This window comes from Lysobacter sp. M2-1 (assembly GCF_022662495.1).
Classification (GTDB): Bacteria; Pseudomonadota; Gammaproteobacteria; order Xanthomonadales; family Xanthomonadaceae; genus JAKPBU01.
Window position 1 is genome coordinate 152,966 of the sequence record NZ_JAKPBU010000005.1, and the last position, 22,063, is coordinate 175,028.

The following is a 22,063-nucleotide window of genomic DNA, read 5'->3' on the forward strand; positions in this document are numbered from 1 at the left end:
CCTCATTGAATGAAGGTGGTTTGCGGCTCAGCGGCGTCAGTACTTGGCGGTCACCGTCGGTGCGCACTCGGTGGTGTCGCTGTTGCAAACCGTGTAGATCGATCGGCCGCTACCGGAAGGTCGGAACGAGTCGGTAGCTGAGCCCGTGTTGTTCAGAGTGCGCAGCAAGGCGCCGTTGCGGTACAGGTCGACGCGCCGCTTACCCGCTTTCCACGTGAGCGTGACGCGTACACCCTCTTTGCCGTATTGCCCGGCGCTGGCTTGCAGGTTTCTCGGCCAGTTGCCGTCCTCGAATGCCGCGTAGAGGGATGCCCCGGAAAACGATGCATTGGTGCCAAAAGGCATCAGCCTGATGTAATAGGTGCCGGGAATCGGCGCGGTAAAACCGCATGCATGCTCTGAAACATTTCCTGAGTTGCAGTCGGATTCGCCCAAATGCGGCAGCTTGCCTTGCCGGACCAACATCCGAAGATCCCCACTGGCACCCCAGCTCTGGATCAGCAGATGCTTGGCACCGGGTGGCACCTCAACGGTGTACCAGAGGCTGTCGTTCGGCTTGGGAACGTACTGCGCATCGTCCGGATCGTTGGTGGAGTCGCTCGCAGCCAAGCCGCTCAATTCGGATCCATTGGCCATGGGGACCATTGGCCTGGTCGGTCCCGGGTAGGCGGGCGGCGCGGGCGGGAGCGGTAGACGCCCCGCGGCGACGGCGACCGCGCGACTCGCGTTCAATACGCCCGAGCCACACTGGAAGTCCAAGGAGCAACCCGTGGGGAAGCCTAGGCTGCCGTCGTAGGCTGTGTTGATCAGGATCTTTTCGACTTCAGCCGGGGTCTTGCGCGTCGCCGAGGCCGCCTGGATCAGGGCCGCCACGCCCGCGACGTGCGGTGCCGCCATCGAGGTGCCGGCATACCACCGGTAGGTGGGGTTTCCAGGAGCGATCATGCCATCGTTCAGCGTGGACAGGATGTTGGCTTCGGCTGGCGCATAGCCGAGCCCTCCCGGCGCCGAGATGGCCAATTTCTCACCCAGGTTGCTGAAGAACGAACGCGCGCGATTCGGATCGGTTGCCCCGACGGTGATCGTGCCGATGCAGTTCGCGGGGGAGAAGTAGCGTGCCGGCGCCCCATTGTTTCCGGCGGCTGCGACCACCGTCGCTCCGTTGCCGACGGCAAGCGTGATCGCCGCCTGCGTCGCGGGATCGCACGTGAAGTTGGGCCCGCCACCAAAGCCGCCCAGGCTGACATTGATCACGTCGGCGGGGGTTGGGTTGTCCGGTGCGCCCACGACGGCGCCGCCAGATGCCCACACAATGCCGTCGATGATGTCGGACATGAAGCCGCCATACGCACCCAACACCCGCACGGGTTGGACCTTGGCCTGATGCGCGATGCCGGCGACGCCGAGGCCATTGTTGGTGACCGCAGCGATAGTTCCAGCGACATGGGTACCGTGCCAGCTCGAGGAACGGAATGGTGAGCCGTCTCCCGGATCGTGCGCATCCGGGTCGCGACCATCGCCGTCAGCTGCGTTAAAGACATCGGAGACGAAATCGTAGCCGGGGATCACGTTGCCATTCAGATCGGGATGGTCGGTGATGCCGGTGTCGACCACCGCGACCACGGCGCCGGCACCGGCGGTGACATCCCACGCGCCTTCCACGTCGATGCCGCCCAAGCCGTTGCGGTAGTGCCACTGCTGCGGATACATCGGGTCATTCGGAACCGCCATCGGCTTCCATAGCGCATCGACCGATACGTAGGCGACGTTCGGGTCTTTCGCCAGTTCCTTCCTGAGGCGCCCGATGCCGGCACTGTCGAGGGCACGGTCGGCCACGATCACGTCGGAACCCACGGCCAGGCGCCGCAACCGGTGCATGCGGACGCCGAGCGCCCTCCCGGCCACGCCGACCAGGTTCTGGACCTTGGCGTCGTTGTATTGTCGTGAAGCTCCCTTTCGATACGTCACGATGAAACGTTTGGCCGATTGCGGCGCCTTCGGCGATGCGATCGGCTGCTTTGCGTTCGCGCGGGTCTTGACCTTGCCCGGTGGCGCACCCGCCACGGCAGCACCTACGAAGGCGAGCACCACCCCCAGCGACAACGTGCGAATGATTCGAGTACTGAACAAGCCAGTCATCTGGATGACCTCGTGTGGACAGTTGATTGACGTGGGGCGGCCGGCCTCAAGGCGCTGGCTTGGGACGGGCCCCCGTGCATGCAGTCACGTGCGCACGCCATGAAGGAAGAGAACCAAGAGCGGAAACAAGCGGGCGCGCCGTCGGCAGCGCAAGCGCAAGAGCGAGTAAGGGTGTCGCGACCTCCGTTAGTACGAAGGTCCCGATGCTAGGTAGCCATGGCGCCTTTGAAATGAAGAACCGATTAAGTCCTTTGGCGTGAGCTTGGGCTCGCTCGGAGCGCAAGTCAGGCGTCTTAAGGCGCTCTTAATGTCCTGTGCCACGAATCGGCTCTAAATGACGAAACGCGTGAGCCGGGTGGCGTTCCCGCCAGGCGAAAACCTCGCCGAAGATCGGCTGCGTGCAGCGAAGTTGGAGCGGCCGGAGACCCGCAGTACGATCACGGAGAGGAGAGGACTGGACATGTCCCGTGTACTGCTAGTCGAAGACGATCTGCAACTGGGCGATGCCTTGCGGCAGGCGCTGAGCCATGCTGGATTTGATGCGGTATGGGTCAGGTTGGCTGCGCAAGCCAGGGAAGCCCTTGAGCGCGGCGGTTTCGCCGCGATGATCCTGGACATCCAGCTGCCGGACGGCAACGGATTCGATGTTCTTGGAGATGCCCGCCGCCGGGGAGACACCACGCCGGCGCTGTTCCTGACGGTGCGCTATGACATTGCCGACCGTGTCCGTGGTCTGGATGCGGGCGCCGACGATTATCTGATCAAGCCCTTTGCGGTGGTCGAACTGCTGGCACGCATTCGTGCGCTGATCAGACGGGGCGCCGGGCAAGCCAGTTCGGAATGGCAGGTCGGGAATTTGCGCATCGCGCCAGACCGGCGCGAAGTGTGGGTCGGCGATCATCTTCTGCCGCTTTCTCCGAAGGAGTTCACCCTGCTTCTCGAGCTGGCCCGCCAGGCTGGAAAGGTCGTTACGAGAGCGCAGCTGGAAACCGTGATGCTCCCCGCGGCCGATGTCGCCGGGAGCAACCTGCTCGATGTTCACGTTCATAACCTGAGGCGAAAGCTGGGCGAACTCTCGGGTGCCATTCGCACCGTCCCCGGCGTTGGCTACATGCTGAACATATGAAGTTTCGACGAAACAGACACTCGCTCTCGGCGCGGCTCGTGCTTGCACAGACCTCGATCGTTGCCTTGGCGGCGGCGGTCGTGACGGTGGCCTTCTACATTGCCGGCTCCCAGCGCATCGATGGGCAACTTCAACTGTTCGCCACCGGCATTGCCGCGAGTCTGATGCCAATCGCCGAAGCCTCTCCTCCCGCAGCAGCCGCCTTTGCGGATGAAATCGTCGGATATCATGCGCAAAGCATGCGCAGCGCCTTCGACGTGAAGGAGCAGCCGCAACTGCTGTATCAGTTGTTTGATGCCGGGCACGAGCTGCTTATCCGGTCCGCGGACGCGCCCGCGCTACCAATGTTCCCGGACAGGACAGCGAAGGGCGCAGGGCCCAGCCCGACCGGTGCAGTGGCGCCGAGCGGGGCTGGCGAGCAGGCGCACTGGTCCGCGGAAATTGACGTCGATGGCCACGTGCGGACAGCCAACCAAACTGCCCGCGAACTCACTGCGCGTGAACTGGAAGAAAAAGGCCTGGCGCCGCCCCCGGGTGCGCGAGGCCGGCCGGTATTCGAACTTGACGTGGGTTCGCCATCGGCGAAGTTCAGCACCGGGGTGATGCAGTATCCGTCACCTCCAGCGGGCCCGGGCATAGGGAGATCGCAGCCTGGCCAGGCGACCGGTGGCGCGCGAAACATGCGCGCCCCGCTGGCATTGCGGACGCAGCAATCGGCCAGCGCCGCTTCCGCCCTTGGGCCCGTGCCCATTGAATCGACCTGGGGCGAACCGCGCTTCGAAAACGTGGAGATCGCCGGCAAGCGTTGGCGCCTCGTCCGGCTGCGGGACGCACGGGGTAACGAAGTCCAAGCCGGCATCCCAGGCGATTGGGCACGCAAGGTCGTTCTGGTTTCGCTCGGACCTCTGTTGATTCAGGGCGCCTGGATCCTGCCCCTAGCAGTTCTGATGACATGGTTGATCGGTCGCTACACCATGTCCCCGCTGCATCGGTTGGCTCGCCTGATCGGCGCCAGAAGCTCGACGGATCTCTCGCCGTTGCGGCCGGATGTCGACTATAGCGAGATCGCGCCGCTGGTCTCGGAGACCAACCGGCTGCTGGGTCAACTTCAGAAGCTTCTGTTGGTGGAACGCGATGCATTCTCCAATGCCGCTCATGAACTGCTGACACCCATCGCCGTCATCCAGGCGCAGGCGCACGTTCTTCGCGTGGCTGATGATGATCATTCGCGCGAACAAGCGGCCACGCACCTGGAAGAGGGATTGCAGCGCGTCTCCACGCTGATACGCCAATTGCTTATGTTGGCAAAAGCGGGGGCGACCGCCCCGGCGGCATTCCTCCAGGAGGGAGATCTTGTCCCACCGCTGCAAGAGCGTGTCGCAGCGGCAGCCAGCCGTGCCATCGCCAAGAACATCGAGCTGGACTTGCATTGTCCACGAACGTGCAGGTATCGATTTGACCAGGACACGCTGATGGCGGCAGTAGACAACCTCGTCGACAATGCGATTCGCTACTCGCCATCCGGGTCGCACGTGTCGATCGACCTGGTTGAGGAAGAGGGCGTAGTCATGCTGGTCGTAACCGACGACGGCCCCGGCATTCCTGCCGAGCACCTTGAGCATGCCAAGCAGCGTTTCTTCCGAATACCCGGCACGTTGGAGCCGGGTAGCGGTTTGGGCTTGGCGATCGCCGATTGCACCGCCCAGCTGCACGGCGGAACACTCACGCTCGAATCCGGTCCCAACGGACGCGGTCTACGGGCCTGCCTAAGGCTGCCGCGCCGAGTCACGGAACCCTAATCCAGTGCCACGTTGCTCGAAGAATTGCCCTGACACTGCCCGGCCTTCGCATCGATGGTTCGTGGCAAGTCCTGGCCCGCCTTCGATAACTGCACGCCATGTACGGCGCGGCATTCCCTGATACCGACCAGCATCGGAGCCTGATGTTCGGTCGCCAGGCGGGGCAGGCAGGCCGGCAACAATGCCTTGGACAGCGATGGGACGCTAGGGGCGCCCCTAGTACCGTGCCTGCAATCCCACCGGTAGGCTTCCACCGACTCCGGGAGACTGACCATGCTCATCGATGGGATCGGACAAACGCCATACGTTCCAACGACCACCACCCAGCCTGCGGCGGTGGAGCCGGGGACGCCCGATTACTACCGGCAGCGGTACGATGACTTCGTCAGCCGCAATCCTGGCGTGGATCCGCCTGACTACTATCTGGAGTATGGCCAGAAGTACGCCGACCGCTTCAGCTCGCTGGACGACCGGGATCTTTCGGACGAAGGCCTGGCATGGCGCGACAAGACCCTGGTGGCGCTGCAGCAGGCGATCGAGGACAAGCGGATAAGCGATCCCGAGGGATTCGCCGAACTCGAGCGTGATCCGGACGCGTTTCGCAGGTTCGCCTTCGAAACCCATCCAGACGCCTACGTCGATTCGGGGCTGTACGACTTGCCGGCACAGGATCTCCTGGTCATCGCGGGTACGCCGGACATCAACGACGTGTTGAGCCAGGAAGGCATCGACCAGTCGCTGATCACGGGCGGAGAGCTGGAACTTGATGACGTACCCGACATCCTGCTCTCCACCGGCCAGCAATATGTGGACGACAACGGGATTCTTGCGTTCACGCCATTCGGGCCCGGCCTGGAGGTCGGGACACAGACGCAGCGCTTGTGGGAGCGGGCCACGGAGCAGTCCTGGATGCCGCCGGGCGTGGAATGGGTGGTGGCGCCGTTGCCGACCCTCGACAACGCCTTGCCGGACATCGACCTGCCGGGGCCGCTTCCCGACGATGTTCCGCTGGTTCCCTTCCTGTGAGTTGAGGGGACACTGGCCCGGGTGCTCACCGGGTGGGAAAAAAGCGTCCCCCTCATTTGTTTCGTTTTTCGGGGTACCGACGACCACGCCGGGGACGCAATCGTGATCTGCGCAAGGCGGGCTTGAGCCCGCCCTACGACGCTGCTTTGCTGCTGCTCGCCTTCGCCAGAAGCTTGCGCCGGATGAATTCGGCATGCGGCACGCCGAGCAGGTCGGCCACGCGACGCACCATCAGTTCCTCGTGCTTGTCCAGGCGCGCGTCGGCGAAGGCCACCCGCCACAGCCATTCGACGAGTTCGGCGCGCTGCCCGGGATCCAGGCCGGGTCGCAGCCCGCGGGTGAATTCATGCAGCGAGATCGATTGCCGCCGTGCCTGGTGGGCCTGATCGATCAGCGATGCGAGTTCGGCCGGGGCCATGCCGAAGACCGTGGCCATCGCCTCGTGGACCACGTCCAGTTCGACCTCATCGCCACCGTCGGCGGTGACTGCCATCTCCAGCAGCAGCGCGGCGGCGGCCCTGGGCAGCGCATGCGGATCGGCAACGGGTTCGTGGTGATTAACGATGCTGGTGAGGGCCTTGAACCAGTCGGTCACGGCAGTGCATCCGATGTCGTACGGCGGGATTCCAGAGCTGGGGGCCGTGCCATGCGTCCTCAACCCGGAAGAGCGGGTAGGGCAGGCTTGAGTCCACCCTGCGCCCGCTATCATCGCGCCATGTCCAAGCTGCTGCTCAATCTGCGTCACGTTCCCGATGACGAAGCCGACGACGTGCGCGCGATGCTCGACGCGCACCGCATCGCCTTCTACGAAACCCCGCCGAGCCTGTGGGGCATCTCGGCGGGCGGCATCTTCGTCACCGAGGACGACGACATCGCGCAGGCCAAGCGGTTGATGGCCGACTACCAGCAAGAGCGGCAGGCCCGCGTCCGCGCCGAACACGCCGCCGCGGTGCGTGCCGGCACCGCGCAGACCTTCTGGACGGTGCTGCGTACCGAGCCCGTGCGCGTGGTGCTGACCGTGCTCGCCATCTTGTTCCTGCTGGGGCTGGTGGCGCTGCCGGTGCTGCTGTTGCGCGGGTAACTGGTCCAGGGCGTGAAATGCGCGCAGGCGGGCTTGAGCCCGCCCTACGCCGTGCATGATTCTGATCAGGCGATGGGAATGATCCGCCGCCGGGCCGAAGAAGATCACATCGCCGTTCGGCTAATGCCAAGCTCTGAACCCGTCGACGTGCTGGCCGTGCGCGTTGGCGCAATGCGTTGGCGCGCCGGTCAGCGACCACTGCTGGTCAAAGAGAGTTGTCCCGCAATCGAGAAGCTTCCTTCTTCTTTTTTTAGAGCAATTGATCACAGTTTTCGCATCGAAGTTGTTCCGCTGACCGCCTTCGATCCGGGCCGGCGTTCCCGTAAATGCAGCCGCGGCACCAGTGATGTTTTCGCGTCCGGCTGCCGCCCGCCCGGGTCTCCCGATCCGGGTCATTCGTCCACATCGCGGCACCCGAGGTGAATTCGACAGGGGGCTCTTCAGGCGCAGCCTTTCAGGAGGCCCTGTCATGGCCAAGGTATCGAGCGACACCCGCTCACTTCGCATCAACACGACGTTCGTCGAGAGTCCGGCGGACGGAAAACTTCCAGCAAGCGCCGCATATGCCTATTCGGCCGGCGGGCGCCTGCTCGCTTCTGCCGAAGTGGACGCGAAAAGCGGCCACGCGAATCTGCAACTCCCCACCTCGTCCGAACCGACCGGCGTACGCGTGCTGGTCGGGCCGGCGCTGCCGCGCGGGGAAGAGCCCGAGCTCGAGGAACTGCTGCGTCGCGGCGCGGTGGAGCGCCATCTGCGCGTGGAGCCCAGGGGTGAGCTGTCGGCGCTGGAGTTCGAGATTTTCCCGGACGTCTGGCACTGCTGGCTGCTCGGCCTGTGCGTGGTCAAGGGCACCGTGCTCAAGCGCATCGTGCGCGACGGGATCCCGGTCGACTTCCCGGTCTGCCATGCGACGGTGGACATCTACGAAGTCGATCCGTTCTACCTGATCCTGCCGAAGCTGCCGCCGCTGGTGATCGATCGTCTGCGCGAGGTGATCACCGGGAGGATCCCGCCCATTCCAGAACCGTTGCCGGATCCGTTCCCGGAGCCGGTTCCGCCGATTCCGCCGATCCCGGAACCCGATCCGCCGCCGTTCCGCACGTTCGCTGCCAAGACCACTGCGCAACGTTCGGCGAGCACGCATCGCGTCGACGCCGAGGCGATCGAGGCCCTGCATGCCGCCAGCGGCACCGGCGCGCTGCGCTTCGCAGCGATCAGCGGCAGCGATCTGGCCTTCCGCCAGGCGCTGATCGAGCATGCGGCGCTGATCCGCCCGATCCTGTGCTGGCTGTTCCCGCGCTTCGTGACGATGCAGCGCATCCGCACCGTCACCACCGACGACTGCGGCCACTTCCGCACGCTGATCTTCAAGGGCTGCCACAACCACGACCAGCCTGACCTGTACTTCAAGGTGCGCCAGCGCATCTTCGGCTTCTTCGATGTCGTGATCTACGCGCCGACGCCGATCGCCTGCCACACCTGGTGGAATTACACCTGCGGCAGCGAAGTGACGCTGCACGTGACCCATCCGCTCGCGATCACCTGCAAGCCCTGCCCGCCGATCGTCGCTGGCGACAACTGGGTGCTGTTCATGGCGATCGGCAACCATCCGCTGAGCCTGATCCACGGCACCGGGCAGAGCCTGATCCCGGCCACCAATGCGACCAACCGCGGGCTCACCAGCGCACTGGCGCCCTGGGGCGGCACGCTGCGGCCGCGGCTGGAGTTCGACAATGCGTTGCGCGAGAGCCTGGGCGTCAAGTACTACCGGCTGTCGTGGAAACGCAATGCCGAGGCCGACAGCGATTACAAGCCGCTGGTCGGCGACATCGCCCGCCACTACGCGCACATGGTGGGCACCGACCTGGTGCTCGATGCCTATCCGCTTGGCCCGAACACCGTGGGCGGCAACGGTGGCTTGTTCGAGATCCCGCCGGCGGTGCCGCCGCTCGGACAGTGGAGTCTCCCCGACGTCGTCGCCGACACCGCCAGCGGCATCTTCAACAGCCCGGCGGGAGATGGCACGCCGCTGCTGGACGGCAAGATCCAGATCCGCGTCGAGCTGTTCGACAACGCGGGCGCGGCGGTGAACATCGCCGCGAAGGGGATCCGCTACTTCGTGCCGACCTCCACCGATCTCAGCGGCACCGTCCACACCGTCGATGCGTCGGTGCCCGGACTGAACCTGGTGGTAGGCAACACGATGGTGATCACCCTGCACATCAACAACGAGGCCTGCAACGCCGGCATCGCCGCGCCCAGTATCGGTGGTGCTACCGCCGATCCGTGCTGCGGCGTGCTCGAATACGGCCCGGGCGACACCGTCACCATGCCGTGGACGGCCAGCCACCCGCATGGCTACGCCACCTATGGCTTCGGCGTGGTGCGCGGCACCCAGGGCGTCTTCAGCAGCAGCGGTGCGGTCGCCGGCGGCAGCTTCAGCGCAACGCGCACGGTCTACCAGCTGATGAATGACAACCTGCCGCCGGGTTGCGCCGAGGGCGGCTGCACCGTGGCCGGCTTCAGCGAGAACCTGCACGTCTATGCGATGGCCACCGACGGCTGGAGCCGGCAGTCGCAGTACGACGACGGCGACGTGCGTGCCTTCGTGCTGGCACCGACGGCGTAGCGGTTCGCGCATCCGGCGTCCGGCGCGAAGGACCGCGCCGGACGCAGGTGCCGAAGACGGCGTAGCCCGGGCACGCGTAGCGCACCCGGGCTCGTTGCGAAAGCAGCCCGGGTGCGGTCGCCGGCCGTACCCGGTACGTCGCTGCGGAAGTTCGCGCTTCACTTCCGCCACACATTCCGCTCATGCTGCCCACCCGGGTGTGCGCCAGGATGGAACTACAGGTTTCCAAAGGAGACGCACACATGACCGGGTCGGGCGAACGTGTTGCCACGCGGCGCCGGAATTACTGGTGGATCGCGCGCTGGAGTGCAGCACTGGCCTTGCTGCTCATGCCGCTGGTGATGATGCAAATCAGCGACGAATGGCACTGGACCCCGCGCGGCTTCATCTTTGCCGGCATCATGATCGGCGGAGCCGGATTGCTCTACGAGATCGCCGAACGGGCGAGCGGCAGTCGGCCCTTCCGCGCAGGCGTTGCCGTCGCGGTGGTCACGTCGTTCCTGACCGTGTGGACCACGATCGTTCGCGACGATGGCACCGGCATCGGCTTCTTCCTGCTGATCCTGGCGGCAGCCACAGGTGGGTTCGCTGCCTGGTTTCAGCCCGCGGGCATGGCGCGGGCCATGCTTGGCGTGGCGGTCATGCAGGTATTGTTGGGCGTAGCCATTGCAACCGCGCCGTCGACCGCGAGCACGCCGGATGGCGGATTCAGAGCCCTGCTGTTCAGCGGCGCATTCACGGTGCTGTGGCTGGTATCGGCGGCCTGCTTTCGCGCCGCCGCAAAAGCGGAGGATAAAGCCGCAAGGCGCGTTGATTCGTGAGGCGGAACTCACGCAGTGAATTCCGCCTTCCAGCGCTGTGGGCGCAGCTTCCCGCCCTTCAGCCCAGGCGTAGTTCCTGCCTGCGGCCGGTGGCACAGGCGGCGTAGATGGCATCGATGATCTTCAGGTCTTTCAGGCCTTCTGCGCCGTCGACAGGAACCACGGGTGTGTTGCCGTCGAGCAGGATGCCGGCCATCTCGTCCATCTGCAGGGTCTGGTGCATGACGTGCGGCTGCGTGAGTTCGCCCTTGTGGGTGCGTCCCTCGATCGGGCCATAGCCCGTGGCGGGCAGCAGCTCGGCGAATCCTTTTTCGCCGGTCATGAAAAAGCGGTCCAGATGGTTCATCTGGTAGGTGGACAGGCACGAGGCCACGGCGCCGCTGGGGAAGCCCAGCTGGAACTGGATGGTTTCGTCCACGCCTTGCTTGAACTTGACTGGGTCGGTCTTGGTTTCCTGCGCGGTCACCCACACCGGCTCTTCGCCCACCATGTAGCGGGCGCCATTGATGGCGTAGATGCCGATATCCATCATTGCCCCGCCGCCTGCCAGCGCCTTGTCGAGCCGCCACTGGCCGGGGTCGCCGATACGGAAGCCGCACAGGCCCTGGAAGAACCGGATGCTTCCGAAATCACCCGCCTTGCGCATGCGGATCACTTCCAGCGTCTTGGGCTCGAAATGCATGCGGTAGCCCACCAGCAGCTTCACCCCGGCCTCGCTGCAGGCGTCGACCATGTCCTGGCCTTCCCTGGCGTTGACCGCCATCGGCTTTTCGCAGATGACGTGCTTGCCCGCCCTGGCGACGCGGATCGCCTGGTCGCGATGCAGTGTATTGGGGGTGATGATGTAAACCGCATCGATGTCCGGATCGTCCTTGATGCGGTCGAAATTCTCGTAGTTGTAGCGGTGCTTTTCCGCCACGCCGAACTTCGTGCCCCATTCCTGGAGCTTGGAAGGCGTTCCACTGATGAGTCCGGTGAGCCTGGCGCGCTTGCTCGACTGCATGGCTTCCGCCACCCGTTCGGCATAGCTGCCCAGTCCCATGAGCGCGACGCGCAACGTCGCCCCCTGGCGGCCATCGGTGGTGCCGGGCCGATCCGATTGGGCGAACGCGTTGGTTGACGACAGCATCGGCACGACTGCGGCCGAAGCCACCAGCTTCTGCAGGAAGTTGCGACGAAGATGATCGATGGTCATGGCGGGTGATGAGGTTGCTGGTCACACGGTTGAACTGTACAGGCGGATTGGGTGCAAGTTGCGGATGGAATCATTCGCAACCAATGAAACGGTGGTCAGAAGAGCCAATCTCGTGCGGCGGGACGGGACAATTTGTTCCTGATACCTTTTCGCCCGAATGGCGACCACAAGTGCAGGGATTCGCGGATATGACGACCTTCGTGTTGATCCACGGTGGCGGAGACGTCGGCTGGTACTGGCATCTGCTGGAGGCGGAGTTGCGTTCGCGCGGGCACGATGTAGTTGCCCCCGACCTGCCGTGCGACGACGACTCCGCGGGCCTGGGTGAGTACGCGGACGCCGTGGTCGAGGCAGTCGGTGGGCGGAGAGACCTGGTTGTGGTCGGCCAATCGTATGGCGGCTTCACCGCACCGCTGGTGGCCGATCGGCTCCCGGTGAAGGTGCTGGTTCTGCTGGCCGCGATGATCCCGTCCCCGGGGGAGACCCCGGAAGACTGGTGGTCCAACACCGGCTACAGCCTGGCCGCGAAGGAACAGGCCGCGCGCGATGGCGGCAAGACCGGCAGCGATGACCCCTTCGTCAGCTATTACAACGGTGTGCCACGCGCCCTGGCCGAGGAGGCGTTGAGCAGGGCACGCGAAGAGTCGTCGACGGCCTGGGTTATGCCTTGGCCGCTCGACGCATGGCCAGACGTGCCGACGAAATTTGTGCTGTGCACGGACGACCACCTTTTCCCGCCCGACTTCCTGCGCAGGCTTGCGGCAGAGCGCCTGGGCATCGTCCCCAACGAGATTCCCGGCTGTCACTGCGTTGCGCTCAGCCACCCGAAAGAGTTGGCCGACCTCCTGGTGGGTTACGCCGCCGGCTGATGCCCCGCGAAAGGGCGAATTGCATCGACCGAACCTTCAGCACCTTCGCTTGTGGAAATACACCCGCTCCGCCGCCCAGCGCAGCGGCGCGGTATGCAACAGCAGATCGAAGGGCCAGTCGTACTGCAGGCGGTCGTAGGCCCAGCGCAGGACGCGCTTGCTGCGAAAACGCGGCGCGGCATCGACGGCGGCCTGCTCCGGCGTGATCGTGCAGCCATCGCGCAGGTGCGTAGCGATGGCAGCGCCGACGGCCCAGCCATGTTGCCACGCGGAGTGGATGCCGCCCGCGGTGACGGGTGAAACGATGCCGGCGGCGTCGCCGGTGAGGATGGCACGGTCGCGGGCCAGGCCGGACACGGGACCGCTGCAGGGAATCAGGCCGGCGCGGATGGGGCCAGGCTTGAGCAGGCGCGGCAGACCACCCGCCACGCCCACGCGCAGCAGGAAGCCATCGATGTCTGGCACGCGTGCGTTGGCCGGGTCGTGACGCAACGCCAGTCCGGCCTGCACGCCAGTGGGATTCTGCGCCAGCCAGCCGATGTAACCTGGTGCGTAGCGCTTGCTGAGAAAGCAGTGCAGGGCACCGGGGCGGGCGAGGCGGGCACCGGGGAACTCGTATTCGATGCCGAAGAGGAACCGGCGGACTTCGCCCAGACCGCAACATCGGGCCACGCGCGAACGCGCGCCGTCGGCGCCCACCAGATAGCGCGCAACGCCCACGCCTTCGATCTGCCAGCCCGTGACCTGTGCGCCCTCGGCGAGCCGCGTGCAGCCGGTGAAGGCGCTGCCCAGACGCAGGTCCACGCCGGATACGCGCAGCTGCTCGGCCAGCCAGCGCATCACGGACGGCGTGTCGGTGGTGAGGAAGTAATAACCTGGTGCGGCCAGCGTCACCTGCTTCAGGCTGGGCGCGTACAGGCGCACTTCCTCGATGCGGCGCGTCAGGGAGGCGGGGAGCTGGTTGAGCAGGGTCTGCTCGGCCGCCTCCTTGACGATGATGCCGGTGGTGCGCAGCTTGTCGCCGGGGTCGCGCTTGCGTTCCAGCACGCACACCCGCAGCCCGCGCTGCGCGGCGGCGATGGCGCATGCGGCGCCGGCGAAGCTGGCGCCCACGACCACGACATCGAAGGCGAACGAGGTTGCGGTGGCGGGCATGCCGCATGCGGCGGAAGGCATGCCTGCACCATGCCCGCGCGCTGCGAGGATGGAATGTGGGATGTGTGAAGCGAAGTTGAAGTTTCCCACCGGAGCAGCGAAAAACCCGTGTAACTCATGTAACGCGGGCTTGAGCCCGTCCTGCGACGGCCCTGCATTCGCGTCGTACATACCGCGCCGCGCAGTGTTGCAGGCGGACCCAGGCCCGCCGTCGGTGATGCCTGGCCCGCGCGACGCGGCATGGCTGAAGCCTTTGGTGTGCTGCAGCATTTTCCGGAAGCGGGCCTGCAACGCCGCGGCGGACTGCCTGTTCGAATCCGGTCCAGCAACGTACCCTGACTCAAGTGACTTGAAACACTGTCCGTACCGGACCATCGTCCGCAAACCCTCCACTGAGGTAGACAGATGAACCGGCCGCTCTCGAAATTGCTCGTCCTCGTGCTGCTCGGCCTCGCAAGCCCCGCGCTTCTGGCGGTAGGCAAGGGCACACCGTCGTTCTACGACCGCCACGTCATTTTCGACAACAGCGAGTCCGTGGGCGGGCATGGGTCGAGCAATGGCTGGTTCGTCGCGCCCAGTGCGCTCGAGCTGGTTGACGACACCGTTCCGGTGGAGACAGGGCGCTTCGTGAGCCCGCCGAACGCGCTCAGGCTGGCATGGACTTCCGCACCGGGCGGCGCGTGGGAGGCCACCATCGGAATCGGCCAGCGCTATGCGCGCCCGTACCGCTTCGAGGGCAAGGCGCTCACGTTCTGGTGCTACTCGGATTCCGAGATCACCGCGGCCAACTCGCCGCGCGTCTACCTGAAGGATGCCAACGACAACGGCACGCCTGCCGTCGCACTGGTTAACGAGGGCGAGCGCATCCCGGCCGGGCGATGGACGCAGGTCAAACTACCGTTCGCCGAAGCGCTCGCAGCTTCCAGGGGCACCGACGACCCCCGCTTCGATGTGCGCGAGACCGTGGGCGTGACCTTCGTGCAGGGCCTGGACGACAATCGCAAACACACGCTCTACCTCGACGACTTCCAGATCCGCGACATCGACTCCGACGACACCACCGCGCCGCCGGTGCCGGGGGCGATTACGGTGCGTGGGTACGAGCGGCACTTCGACGTGAGCTGGACACCGGCTGCCGCGGACGATCTGCTGGCGTATCGCATCTATCGTTCTTCGGACGGGAAGACCTTCGAACCGGTTGGCACGCAGCAAGGCTCGCGCGCACGTTTCACCGATTTCGTCGGCGCGCCGCCGCGCACCGCGTTCTATCGCGTCACCGCGCTGGATCTGGCGGGCAATGAGTCGGCGCCGTCGCCGGTCTCCACCGCCGCGAGCACGCGCGCGTTCACCGACGACGAGCTCATGACGATGGTGCAGGAAGCGTCGTTCCGTTATTACTGGGAAGCCGGGCACCCGGTCGCCGGGCTGGCGCCCGAGGTGCTCCCCGGCGATGCGAACCTGCTGGCGTTGGGCGGCAGCGGCTTCGGGGTGATGGCCATGCTGGTCGGCGCCGAACGCGGGTTCGCGACGCGCGATGCGGTGGCCGAGCGCATCCTGAAGATCGTGCGGTTCCTCGAGCGCGCGGACAGATTCCGCGGGGTGTGGCCGCATTTCCTGGACGGCGACACGGGCAAGGCGGTGCCGTTTTTCGGCAAGTACGACAACGGCGGCGATCTGGTCGAGACGGCCTTCATGATCCAGGGCCTGCTGGCGGCTCGCCGTTATTTCGACGGCGACACACCGGTGGAGCGCGAAATCCGCGACACCGTCACGCGGCTATGGCGCGAGGTCGATTGGGCCTGGTACCGGCAGACGCCCGACAGCGATGTCCTGTACTGGCACTGGTCGCCGGACTACGGCTTCCACATCAATCACCCTCTCATTGGCTGGAACGAGACGATGATCGTCTACCTGCTGGCCATCGCATCGCCGACCCATCCGGTGCCGGCGGAGCTCTACCACACCGGCTGGGCCGGAACCTCCGAGCGCCATATCCAGTATCGCCAGAACTGGAGCCGCACCACGGTCGGCAACCGCTACACGAACGGTGGCAGCTGGTACGGCCACAAGCTGGATGTCGGAGTCGGCAATGGTTCGGATCTGTTCTTCACCCACTTCTCCTTCTTCGGTTTCGATCCGCGCGGCATCCGCGACCGCTACACGAACTATTTCCGGAACAACCGTGCGATCGCGCTGATCAGCCACGCCTATGCCATCGAGAATCCGCGCGGCTTCAAGGGCTACGGTCCGGACACCTGGGGCCTGTCGGCCGGCATCAATACCGGCGGCGGCCGGCCGCAGCCGCGCGACGACAACGGCACGATCAACGTGATGGCATCGCTCGCGTCGATGCCGTACACGCCGCAGGAATCGCTGGCCGCGCTGAAGCATTACTACCGCGATCTCGGCGCCAAGGTCTGGGGCATCTACGGCTTCCACGACGGCTTCAACGAAACCCAGAACTGGTACGACGAGGTGTACATGGCGCTGAACCAGGCGCCGATCACGGTGATGATCGAGAACCACCGCACGGGGATGCTCTGGAATCTGTTCATGGCCAACCCAGAGATCAAACCCGCGCTGGATGCCATCGGGTTCGTGAAGGATGAGGCTGCGGATGCAGGGGAAACGGGTCGGGAATGACGAGGGCGTCGCCACGTAGGGCCGACTTACGGCGCGCCGCTTTCCTCGTCAGAAGCGAATGCGCCTGATGGGTTTCGCCATCCCTGTAGGAGCGCCTCTCAGGCGCGACTCGCACGCCCGGTTTTCCGGTCGCGCGTGAGAAGCGCTCCTACACAGGACGCGCGCTTCTGTGTGGGTCGGGACCACATCCCCGACGCCGCGCGGCCTGCGACATCGGCCACGTACGGTCGACCTACGGCGTGCCACCTTGTCGCCGCCATCGCATCGCCCCTGATGGTTTCTACGGACCCGCGGAAGGCGGCTTGAGCACGCCCCACGCCAGCTACGCCCGCCTTACGGTTCTATCCCATCATTTCGATGGATTCGCCCGTCAAGCTGACATAGCGCCCCATGGCGTCTGCGGTCAGGCACGAATGCACCGGCAGGAACAGCAGTGTGTCGCCGGGGCGAAGACGGGCGATGACATCGGCAGGCGCGGCGACGATGCCGTGCTCCTGCGATAACCCGACCAGACGGATCTCGGGACGGAGCGCGCCCCAGCCATCGGGCGTGGCGTCCACCGCCAGGCCGAAGACGCGCTGCCCGTCGAGTTGCATGGCGTCCTTGGAGAAATGCACCGCGCCGCCATGCACCACCAGCTGGCCGCGCGCCGGGTGGCGCGCCGCCACGGGGCAGGCCATGGCCACGGCGATATCGTCCACGCCGCAGGCGCCGATTTGCCACTGCGAGAGATCGTAGAAGACATAGTTGCCCGGACGGATCTCGTCCACTCCCGGAAAAGCATCGGCTGTGGAGCAAGTGGGCGTATCTCCCACCGAAAGCTCCAGCGGGCCGGAGATGGAGGCGAGTTCCTCGCGCAGGCGGCCGAGCAGCGCCAAGGTGTCGTCGCGCACGACGGTGATCGCTTCGGCGCCGCGCGCATCGTAGCTATGGCCGGCATGGGCGAGCAGGCCGCGCAGACGGATATCGTCGCGTCCGACCAGCGTCGCGGCCAGGGCGCGCAGGCCGTCAGGATCCTCGGGCGCGAAGCCGGTGCGATGGCTGCCGACATCGATCTTCAGCCACGCGTCCACCCGCGCGGAGAAGCGCATGCCGTCCAGCGCCAGCGGATCGGCCAGCACGATCCCGAAGGCGACGCGCCCGGCCAGCGCCTCGACCCGATCGCGCATGCCGGGATGGAAGGGAAAGGCCAGGGTGATATCGCGCCAGCCGTCGGCGGCGAAATATTCCGCCATGGCCAGCGAGGAGACGGTGATCGCCTCGACCCCGAGCGCGCGGCACCAACGCCCGACCGCATGGCTCTGGTGCGTCTTGAAATGCGGACGCACGCGAACCCCCGCAGCAGCGGCACGCTCGGCCATGCGCCTCAGGTTGCGACGGACGCGGGCCTCGTCGAGCAGCAGCACGGGCTCGGACAACGACGACGGCAGCGCCATGGGCACGCTCGCGTGACGGGGAGACGCAGAGTCTTGCACAGGGCGGCGACGTAGGGCGGGCCCTAGCCCGCCTTCGATGATGGCGTGGGTGGTGTGACGCAGCATTGCCTGATACCTGGAACCAAAGGGGCCGAGGCAATGGAAGCTTCGAGGCGACGAGCAGCCCATGTCAGGCGGGCTTGAGCCCACCCTACGGTCCGCCCTAAAGCGCTGGAATCGGGGGCAAGGTCGCGTGACGGCAGCGTCGCACGCGCTGCGCGACAATCCCGCGGCGTCGGTTTGGCCAGCCGGAGGAACAACGCATGCGCCACGAATACGACCACCTCATCATCGGCGCGGGCATGTGCGGTGAAGCCGCCGCGCAGGCGATCCACGACACCGATCCGGCCGCCGCCATCGGCATGATCGGCGCGGAACACCATCCGCCCTATGACCGTCCGCCGCTCACCAAGGCCCTGTGGAAGGACGCCGCCGAGGACAGCATCTGGCGCCCGGTCGGCAAGAGCGGCGCCAGCCTGCATCTTGGCCGTCGCGCGGTGGGCATCGACGCCGGGGCACATACGGTTACCGACGACCACGGCGATACCTACCGCTACCGCAAGCTGCTGCTCGCCACCGGAGGCGCGCCGCGGCGCCTGCTTTTTGAGGGCGACCGAGTGCTCGCCTATCGCGGCATCGACGACTACCGACGCCTGCGCGAACTGGCGCAGCCAGGCGCGCAGGTCGCGGTCGTGGGCGGGGGCTTCATCGGTTGCGAGATCGCCGCCGCGCTCGCCGCGAACGGTTGCCGGGTGACGATGGTTTTCCCCGAGGACGCGCTGGGCGCGCGCGTGTATCCCGCCGGCCTCAGCCGCTTCCTCGATGACTACTACCGCGAGCACGGCATCGACATGCGACCCGGGCGCCGCGCCGCCGGTGGCGAACAGCGCGGTGCGCGCGTCGCGCTGACGCTGGACGACGGCAGCATGCTCGAAGCCGACGCCGTGGTCGCCGGCCTGGGGATCGTGCCGGATACCAGGTTGGCCGAAGCCGTCGGCGCCGTCGTGGACAACGGCATCCACGTCGACGAATACCTGCGCACCGGCGTGCCGGACATCTTCGCCGCCGGCGACGTCGCCAGCTTCCCCAGCCCGGCGCTGGGCCGATTGCGCGTGGAGCACGAGAACGCGGCCATCGCCACCGGCCATCATGCGGGCCTGGCGATGGCAGGCCAGCCGCAACCCTATGTCGAACTGCCGTTCTTCTACTCCGACCTGTTCGAGCTCGGCTACGAAGCCGTCGGCAGGCTGGACTCGCGCCTGGACATCGCCGAAGACTGGGTCGTCCCCAACCGGCAGGGCGTCGTCTACTACCTGGATGACGGCCGCTTGCGCGGTGTGCTGCTGTGGAACACCTGGGGCCAGGTCGATGTTGCGCGTGCGCTGATCGCCGATCCCGGTCCGCACGACGCCGACAGCCTGCGCGGGCGTATCCGGGGTTGAGGAATTCAATCTGATGTCGGGGATGGGTCTGCGCACTGTGCGCGGCGGGCTTGAGCCCGCCCTACAGCGTGCCCGACAACTCACCCGACAGTTCTGGCTGTGCTGTCGGGCTCATGGGAACACGCTCGGCGCCAGCCGCGTCTCCGCTGTCCACCCATTGGTCAACCCATTCCCGTTGACGGTCCTGACGCGGAAATAGCGCTGCGAGATGTCGCCGGGTTCGATGGCCCGGAACGTCAGGTCCCGCCAGGGCACCGTCGCATCGGCCTTGCGCAGCTCGAAGGTCATCGCGCCCGGCTGTGCGAGTGGGCCGGTGATCGCCTGGCGCTCGCGAAATACCCGGGTGTAGACCGTATTGGAATTCATCTGCAGGAAGAACGACTTGTTCCGCATGCGGATGCCGACCTGGTAGAACACTTCGCATCCGGCCGTTGCATTGGGCGCGCGCGTCACGACCAGCAGGTACGACTGCCCATCGGGGCTCAGGCCGGCCTTGGTCACGCTCGCCGGCCCCGGGCGCGGGGCATCGACGCAGGCCCTGCTCACGGGGATGTCCAGCGCCTTCGCGGCCTTGTCCACGTCCGCGGCGGATGGCGCGGGCGGCAGCGGGGCGGCATCCGGGCAACCCTTCGCGTCCGTGCGTTCGAGGCTCGGTGTATCCGGGCACGCGTCGTCGGCATCCGGCACCAGGTCGCCGTCGGCATCGCCCGCGGCGTAGGCGTCGCAGATCGCCGGCGTCCTGCGGCTCTCGCGCAGCTTGCGCGTTCGGTCCTTTACCCGGCCAAGGTACTCGGCCGGCTGCATCGACCCGCTCAGCACGGCGCGGCCCAGCCACGCGAGATCCACGTTTGCGGCGCCGACGAACCCGGCGCACGCATCGGTCATGCCGCTGCACTTCGCGAGTTCGGCCTGGTACAGCACCTCGATCTTCGCCTGTTCGATTCCTTCTGCCTTCCACGCGGCGACCCGTTCCTCTGCGCGCTGGTGGCATTCGGCGCCGGTCGTGGGTGGTGGTGGTGGTGCAGGCGACTCGTGTCGGCACTTCGACACGAGCCAGGCGCTGAGCAGCGCGAGCAGGACCAGCAGGGCGGCGATGGCCAAGCGCTTCATTCGAAATGCTCCCCGGCGGCGACCAGGACCGCGATGGTCATGCCCATGCCGTCTTCATAGAGCGGGCGCACCTTCTCGGCGGCGCCATCGGTATCGGCGTAGGCCTGGATGGAGTCGTTCTCGGCCACCAGGTAGGTGGTGGAGGCCGCCGGCGAGAACGGCCAGTCTCCGAGCGTGGCGGCATGCTGCTGCATGGAGTAGGCGTGCGTGCGTGCGGCGAGTTCGCGGATGAGCTGGCGGATCGGAATGTCCTTGGTATTGCCGTGCGAGGCGCGCCAGCCCTCGATCACTTTCCACCACTCGAACGCGCGCCGCATGGTGCGCTCTATCGCCGGCAGCTGGGTTTGCACGTCGGTCTTCCGGAAGTTCCAGATGCCCGGCCAGATCCGCTCCTGGGAATCCTCGAATGGCCGGTGCCCCCAGGCCGACGTGCCGACCACGTGCATCGGTGCGATGGAGTCCCCGATCGCGTGCAGCGGCCACGCCAGCATGCTGACCGGATGCGCGCTGTCGGAATGGAACCGCGACCAGCCATGCCACGCCAGGTTGTTGACGGGCTCGAACGGGGTGTGGGCGATCGAGGTGAATTGCCACTTCGCCTGGTCGCGGCGGATGGTGTCCTGCACGCCGTCGTTCGCGTTGTCGACGGTGTACTTGCCGATGCCCTGGCTGTCGCTGAAGTTGACCGACAGCCCCGCGGCGTCGAAGCCGGCCATCAGAACCAGCTCCAGCGCGTCCATCGGCGCGCCCGGAACGCCAGCTTCGTCCCAGAGTTTTCCCTGGCGCTCGTCGTACTCGTTCGACGCGCCGTCGTTCATGTCGATGAAATGCCAGACACCGACCCACGATTCCCCGTGCACGTCGCCGATGCCCGGGATCCAGCCGTCGATCTCCTCGGTGACATCGACCGTGTCGGCGATCTTCTTCGAGTCCTTGACGCAATCCTCGCCGTCGCCGAACAACCAGTCGATCAGGCACACAATGGGGACGAGCGCGACGGTGAGCGCGTCTTCGGTGGCTTCGTTCGCCACCTCGCGTACGGCGCCCAGGCCGAGCGCGTTGGACGGGCGGAACCACAGATGCGTGTCGTCATAGGCGCCGTCGGGCGATCCGGCCCAGAACCCGAGCGCGGCGCCGATGAAATCGTCCGGGGCGACGCCGGCCAGGCTCGCTTCCCAGTCCGCGTTGTGCGAGCCGCATTGCTTCCACTTGTAGAAGTCCCACTTCGGCGCTGCCCGCAGGCCGCCCAGGCTGGTGTTCCAGTTCTGCAGCGGTGGCGCGCAACCGCTGCTGTCCGCCGCAACCAGCTCGTGCAGTTGCGAAGGGCGGGTGAGGTACTTGTGGGGCGTCGTCTTGACCCGCTCCAGGAATGCGATGAATTCGGGGTCGGTTTCGCTGATCCGCGCGGTGCCCGTCTGTTCGACGAATCGCATCATCTGCCAGGAGAGATCCGTCATCGCCTGGTGGATGGACTCGTTGTGCGCCGCGGCGGGAGTAGCGGCGATGATCCAACCCGTCATGCAAGCGAGGAAACCGTGGGCGTAGCGCTTCAT

The 22,063-nt window shown here is 66.0% G+C and carries 17 protein-coding genes; 10 read left to right on the top strand and 7 right to left on the bottom strand.

Annotated features, from left to right (window positions below; genetic code table 11):
• Window positions 1-36 precede the first annotated feature (36 nt).
• Complete coding sequence (locus tag MC375_RS11610) at window positions 37-2,139, bottom strand: S8 family peptidase (protein ID WP_242103557.1); 2,103 nt, start codon at window positions 2,137-2,139, stop codon at window positions 37-39.
• A gap of 334 nt (window positions 2,140-2,473) precedes the next feature.
• Here MC375_RS11610 and MC375_RS11615 point away from each other — a divergent pair, with 334 nt between their 5' ends.
• From MC375_RS11615 to MC375_RS11625, 3 genes are all read left to right on the top strand, one after another.
• Entirely contained in the window at window positions 2,474-3,265 is a 792-nt protein-coding gene (locus MC375_RS11615) for a response regulator (RefSeq protein ID WP_242103558.1), read from the top strand.
• Window positions 3,266-3,303: 38 nt separating this feature from the next.
• Window positions 3,304-5,064 carry an ATP-binding protein gene (locus MC375_RS17815; RefSeq protein WP_242103559.1) on the top strand — a complete coding sequence of 587 codons (1,761 nt, stop codon included), beginning with the start codon at window positions 3,304-3,306 and terminating at the stop codon, window positions 5,062-5,064.
• A gap of 273 nt (window positions 5,065-5,337) precedes the next feature.
• On the top strand, window positions 5,338-6,090 hold the full coding sequence (locus MC375_RS11625) for a hypothetical protein (RefSeq protein WP_242103560.1): 753 nt from the start codon (window positions 5,338-5,340) through the stop codon (window positions 6,088-6,090).
• Between the two features lie 133 nt (window positions 6,091-6,223).
• On the opposite strand, the gene MC375_RS11630 is transcribed toward MC375_RS11625, so the two are convergent.
• Window positions 6,224-6,685: a TerB family tellurite resistance protein gene (locus tag MC375_RS11630; RefSeq protein WP_242103561.1), complete on the bottom strand. Its 462-nt coding sequence runs from the start codon at window positions 6,683-6,685 to the stop codon at window positions 6,224-6,226.
• A gap of 120 nt (window positions 6,686-6,805) precedes the next feature.
• Between MC375_RS11630 and MC375_RS11635 the strand changes: the two genes are divergently transcribed.
• From MC375_RS11635 to MC375_RS11650, 4 genes are all read left to right on the top strand, one after another.
• Window positions 6,806-7,171: a DUF6164 family protein gene (locus MC375_RS11635; RefSeq protein ID WP_242103562.1), complete on the top strand. Its 366-nt coding sequence runs from the start codon at window positions 6,806-6,808 to the stop codon at window positions 7,169-7,171.
• Window positions 7,172-7,204: 33 nt separating this feature from the next.
• Entirely contained in the window at window positions 7,205-7,594 is a 390-nt protein-coding gene (locus MC375_RS11640) for a hypothetical protein (RefSeq protein ID WP_242103563.1), read from the top strand.
• Window positions 7,595-7,640: 46 nt separating this feature from the next.
• Entirely contained in the window at window positions 7,641-9,800 is a 2,160-nt protein-coding gene (locus MC375_RS11645) for a hypothetical protein (RefSeq protein ID WP_242103564.1), read from the top strand.
• Window positions 9,801-10,042: 242 nt separating this feature from the next.
• Entirely contained in the window at window positions 10,043-10,621 is a 579-nt protein-coding gene (locus tag MC375_RS11650) for a hypothetical protein (protein ID WP_242103565.1), read from the top strand.
• A 58-nt stretch (window positions 10,622-10,679) separates the two neighbouring features.
• Here the strand turns inward: MC375_RS11650 and MC375_RS11655 are convergent, their stop codons facing one another.
• Window positions 10,680-11,816 carry a Gfo/Idh/MocA family oxidoreductase gene (locus MC375_RS11655; protein WP_242103566.1) on the bottom strand — a complete coding sequence of 379 codons (1,137 nt, stop codon included), beginning with the start codon at window positions 11,814-11,816 and terminating at the stop codon, window positions 10,680-10,682.
• 188 nt (window positions 11,817-12,004) lie between these two features.
• Between MC375_RS11655 and MC375_RS11660 the strand changes: the two genes are divergently transcribed.
• Complete coding sequence (locus MC375_RS11660; protein WP_242103567.1) at window positions 12,005-12,685, top strand: alpha/beta hydrolase; 681 nt, start codon at window positions 12,005-12,007, stop codon at window positions 12,683-12,685.
• Between the two features lie 36 nt (window positions 12,686-12,721).
• Here the strand turns inward: MC375_RS11660 and MC375_RS11665 are convergent, their stop codons facing one another.
• Window positions 12,722-13,840: an NAD(P)/FAD-dependent oxidoreductase gene (locus tag MC375_RS11665; protein ID WP_242103568.1), complete on the bottom strand. Its 1,119-nt coding sequence runs from the start codon at window positions 13,838-13,840 to the stop codon at window positions 12,722-12,724.
• Between the two features lie 405 nt (window positions 13,841-14,245).
• Between MC375_RS11665 and MC375_RS11670 the strand changes: the two genes are divergently transcribed.
• Complete coding sequence (locus tag MC375_RS11670) at window positions 14,246-16,483, top strand: glucoamylase family protein (protein ID WP_242103569.1); 2,238 nt, start codon at window positions 14,246-14,248, stop codon at window positions 16,481-16,483.
• Window positions 16,484-16,824: 341 nt separating this feature from the next.
• Here MC375_RS11670 and MC375_RS11675 read toward each other — a convergent pair whose 3' ends face one another.
• Window positions 16,825-17,919, bottom strand: coding sequence for an alanine racemase (locus MC375_RS11675; RefSeq protein WP_242103570.1), 1,095 nt, complete (start codon window positions 17,917-17,919; stop codon window positions 16,825-16,827).
• Between the two features lie 302 nt (window positions 17,920-18,221).
• On the opposite strand from MC375_RS11675, the gene MC375_RS11680 reads away from it, so the two are divergent.
• A complete protein-coding gene (locus MC375_RS11680; protein WP_242103571.1) occupies window positions 18,222-19,400 on the top strand; it encodes an FAD-dependent oxidoreductase in 1,179 nt (392 codons plus the stop codon).
• 111 nt (window positions 19,401-19,511) lie between these two features.
• Here MC375_RS11680 and MC375_RS11685 read toward each other — a convergent pair whose 3' ends face one another.
• Window positions 19,512-20,510: a hypothetical protein gene (locus MC375_RS11685; protein WP_242103572.1), complete on the bottom strand. Its 999-nt coding sequence runs from the start codon at window positions 20,508-20,510 to the stop codon at window positions 19,512-19,514.
• Complete coding sequence (locus MC375_RS11690) at window positions 20,507-22,063, bottom strand: hypothetical protein (protein WP_242103573.1); 1,557 nt, start codon at window positions 22,061-22,063, stop codon at window positions 20,507-20,509. The genes MC375_RS11685 and MC375_RS11690 overlap by 4 nt, the downstream gene beginning before the upstream one ends.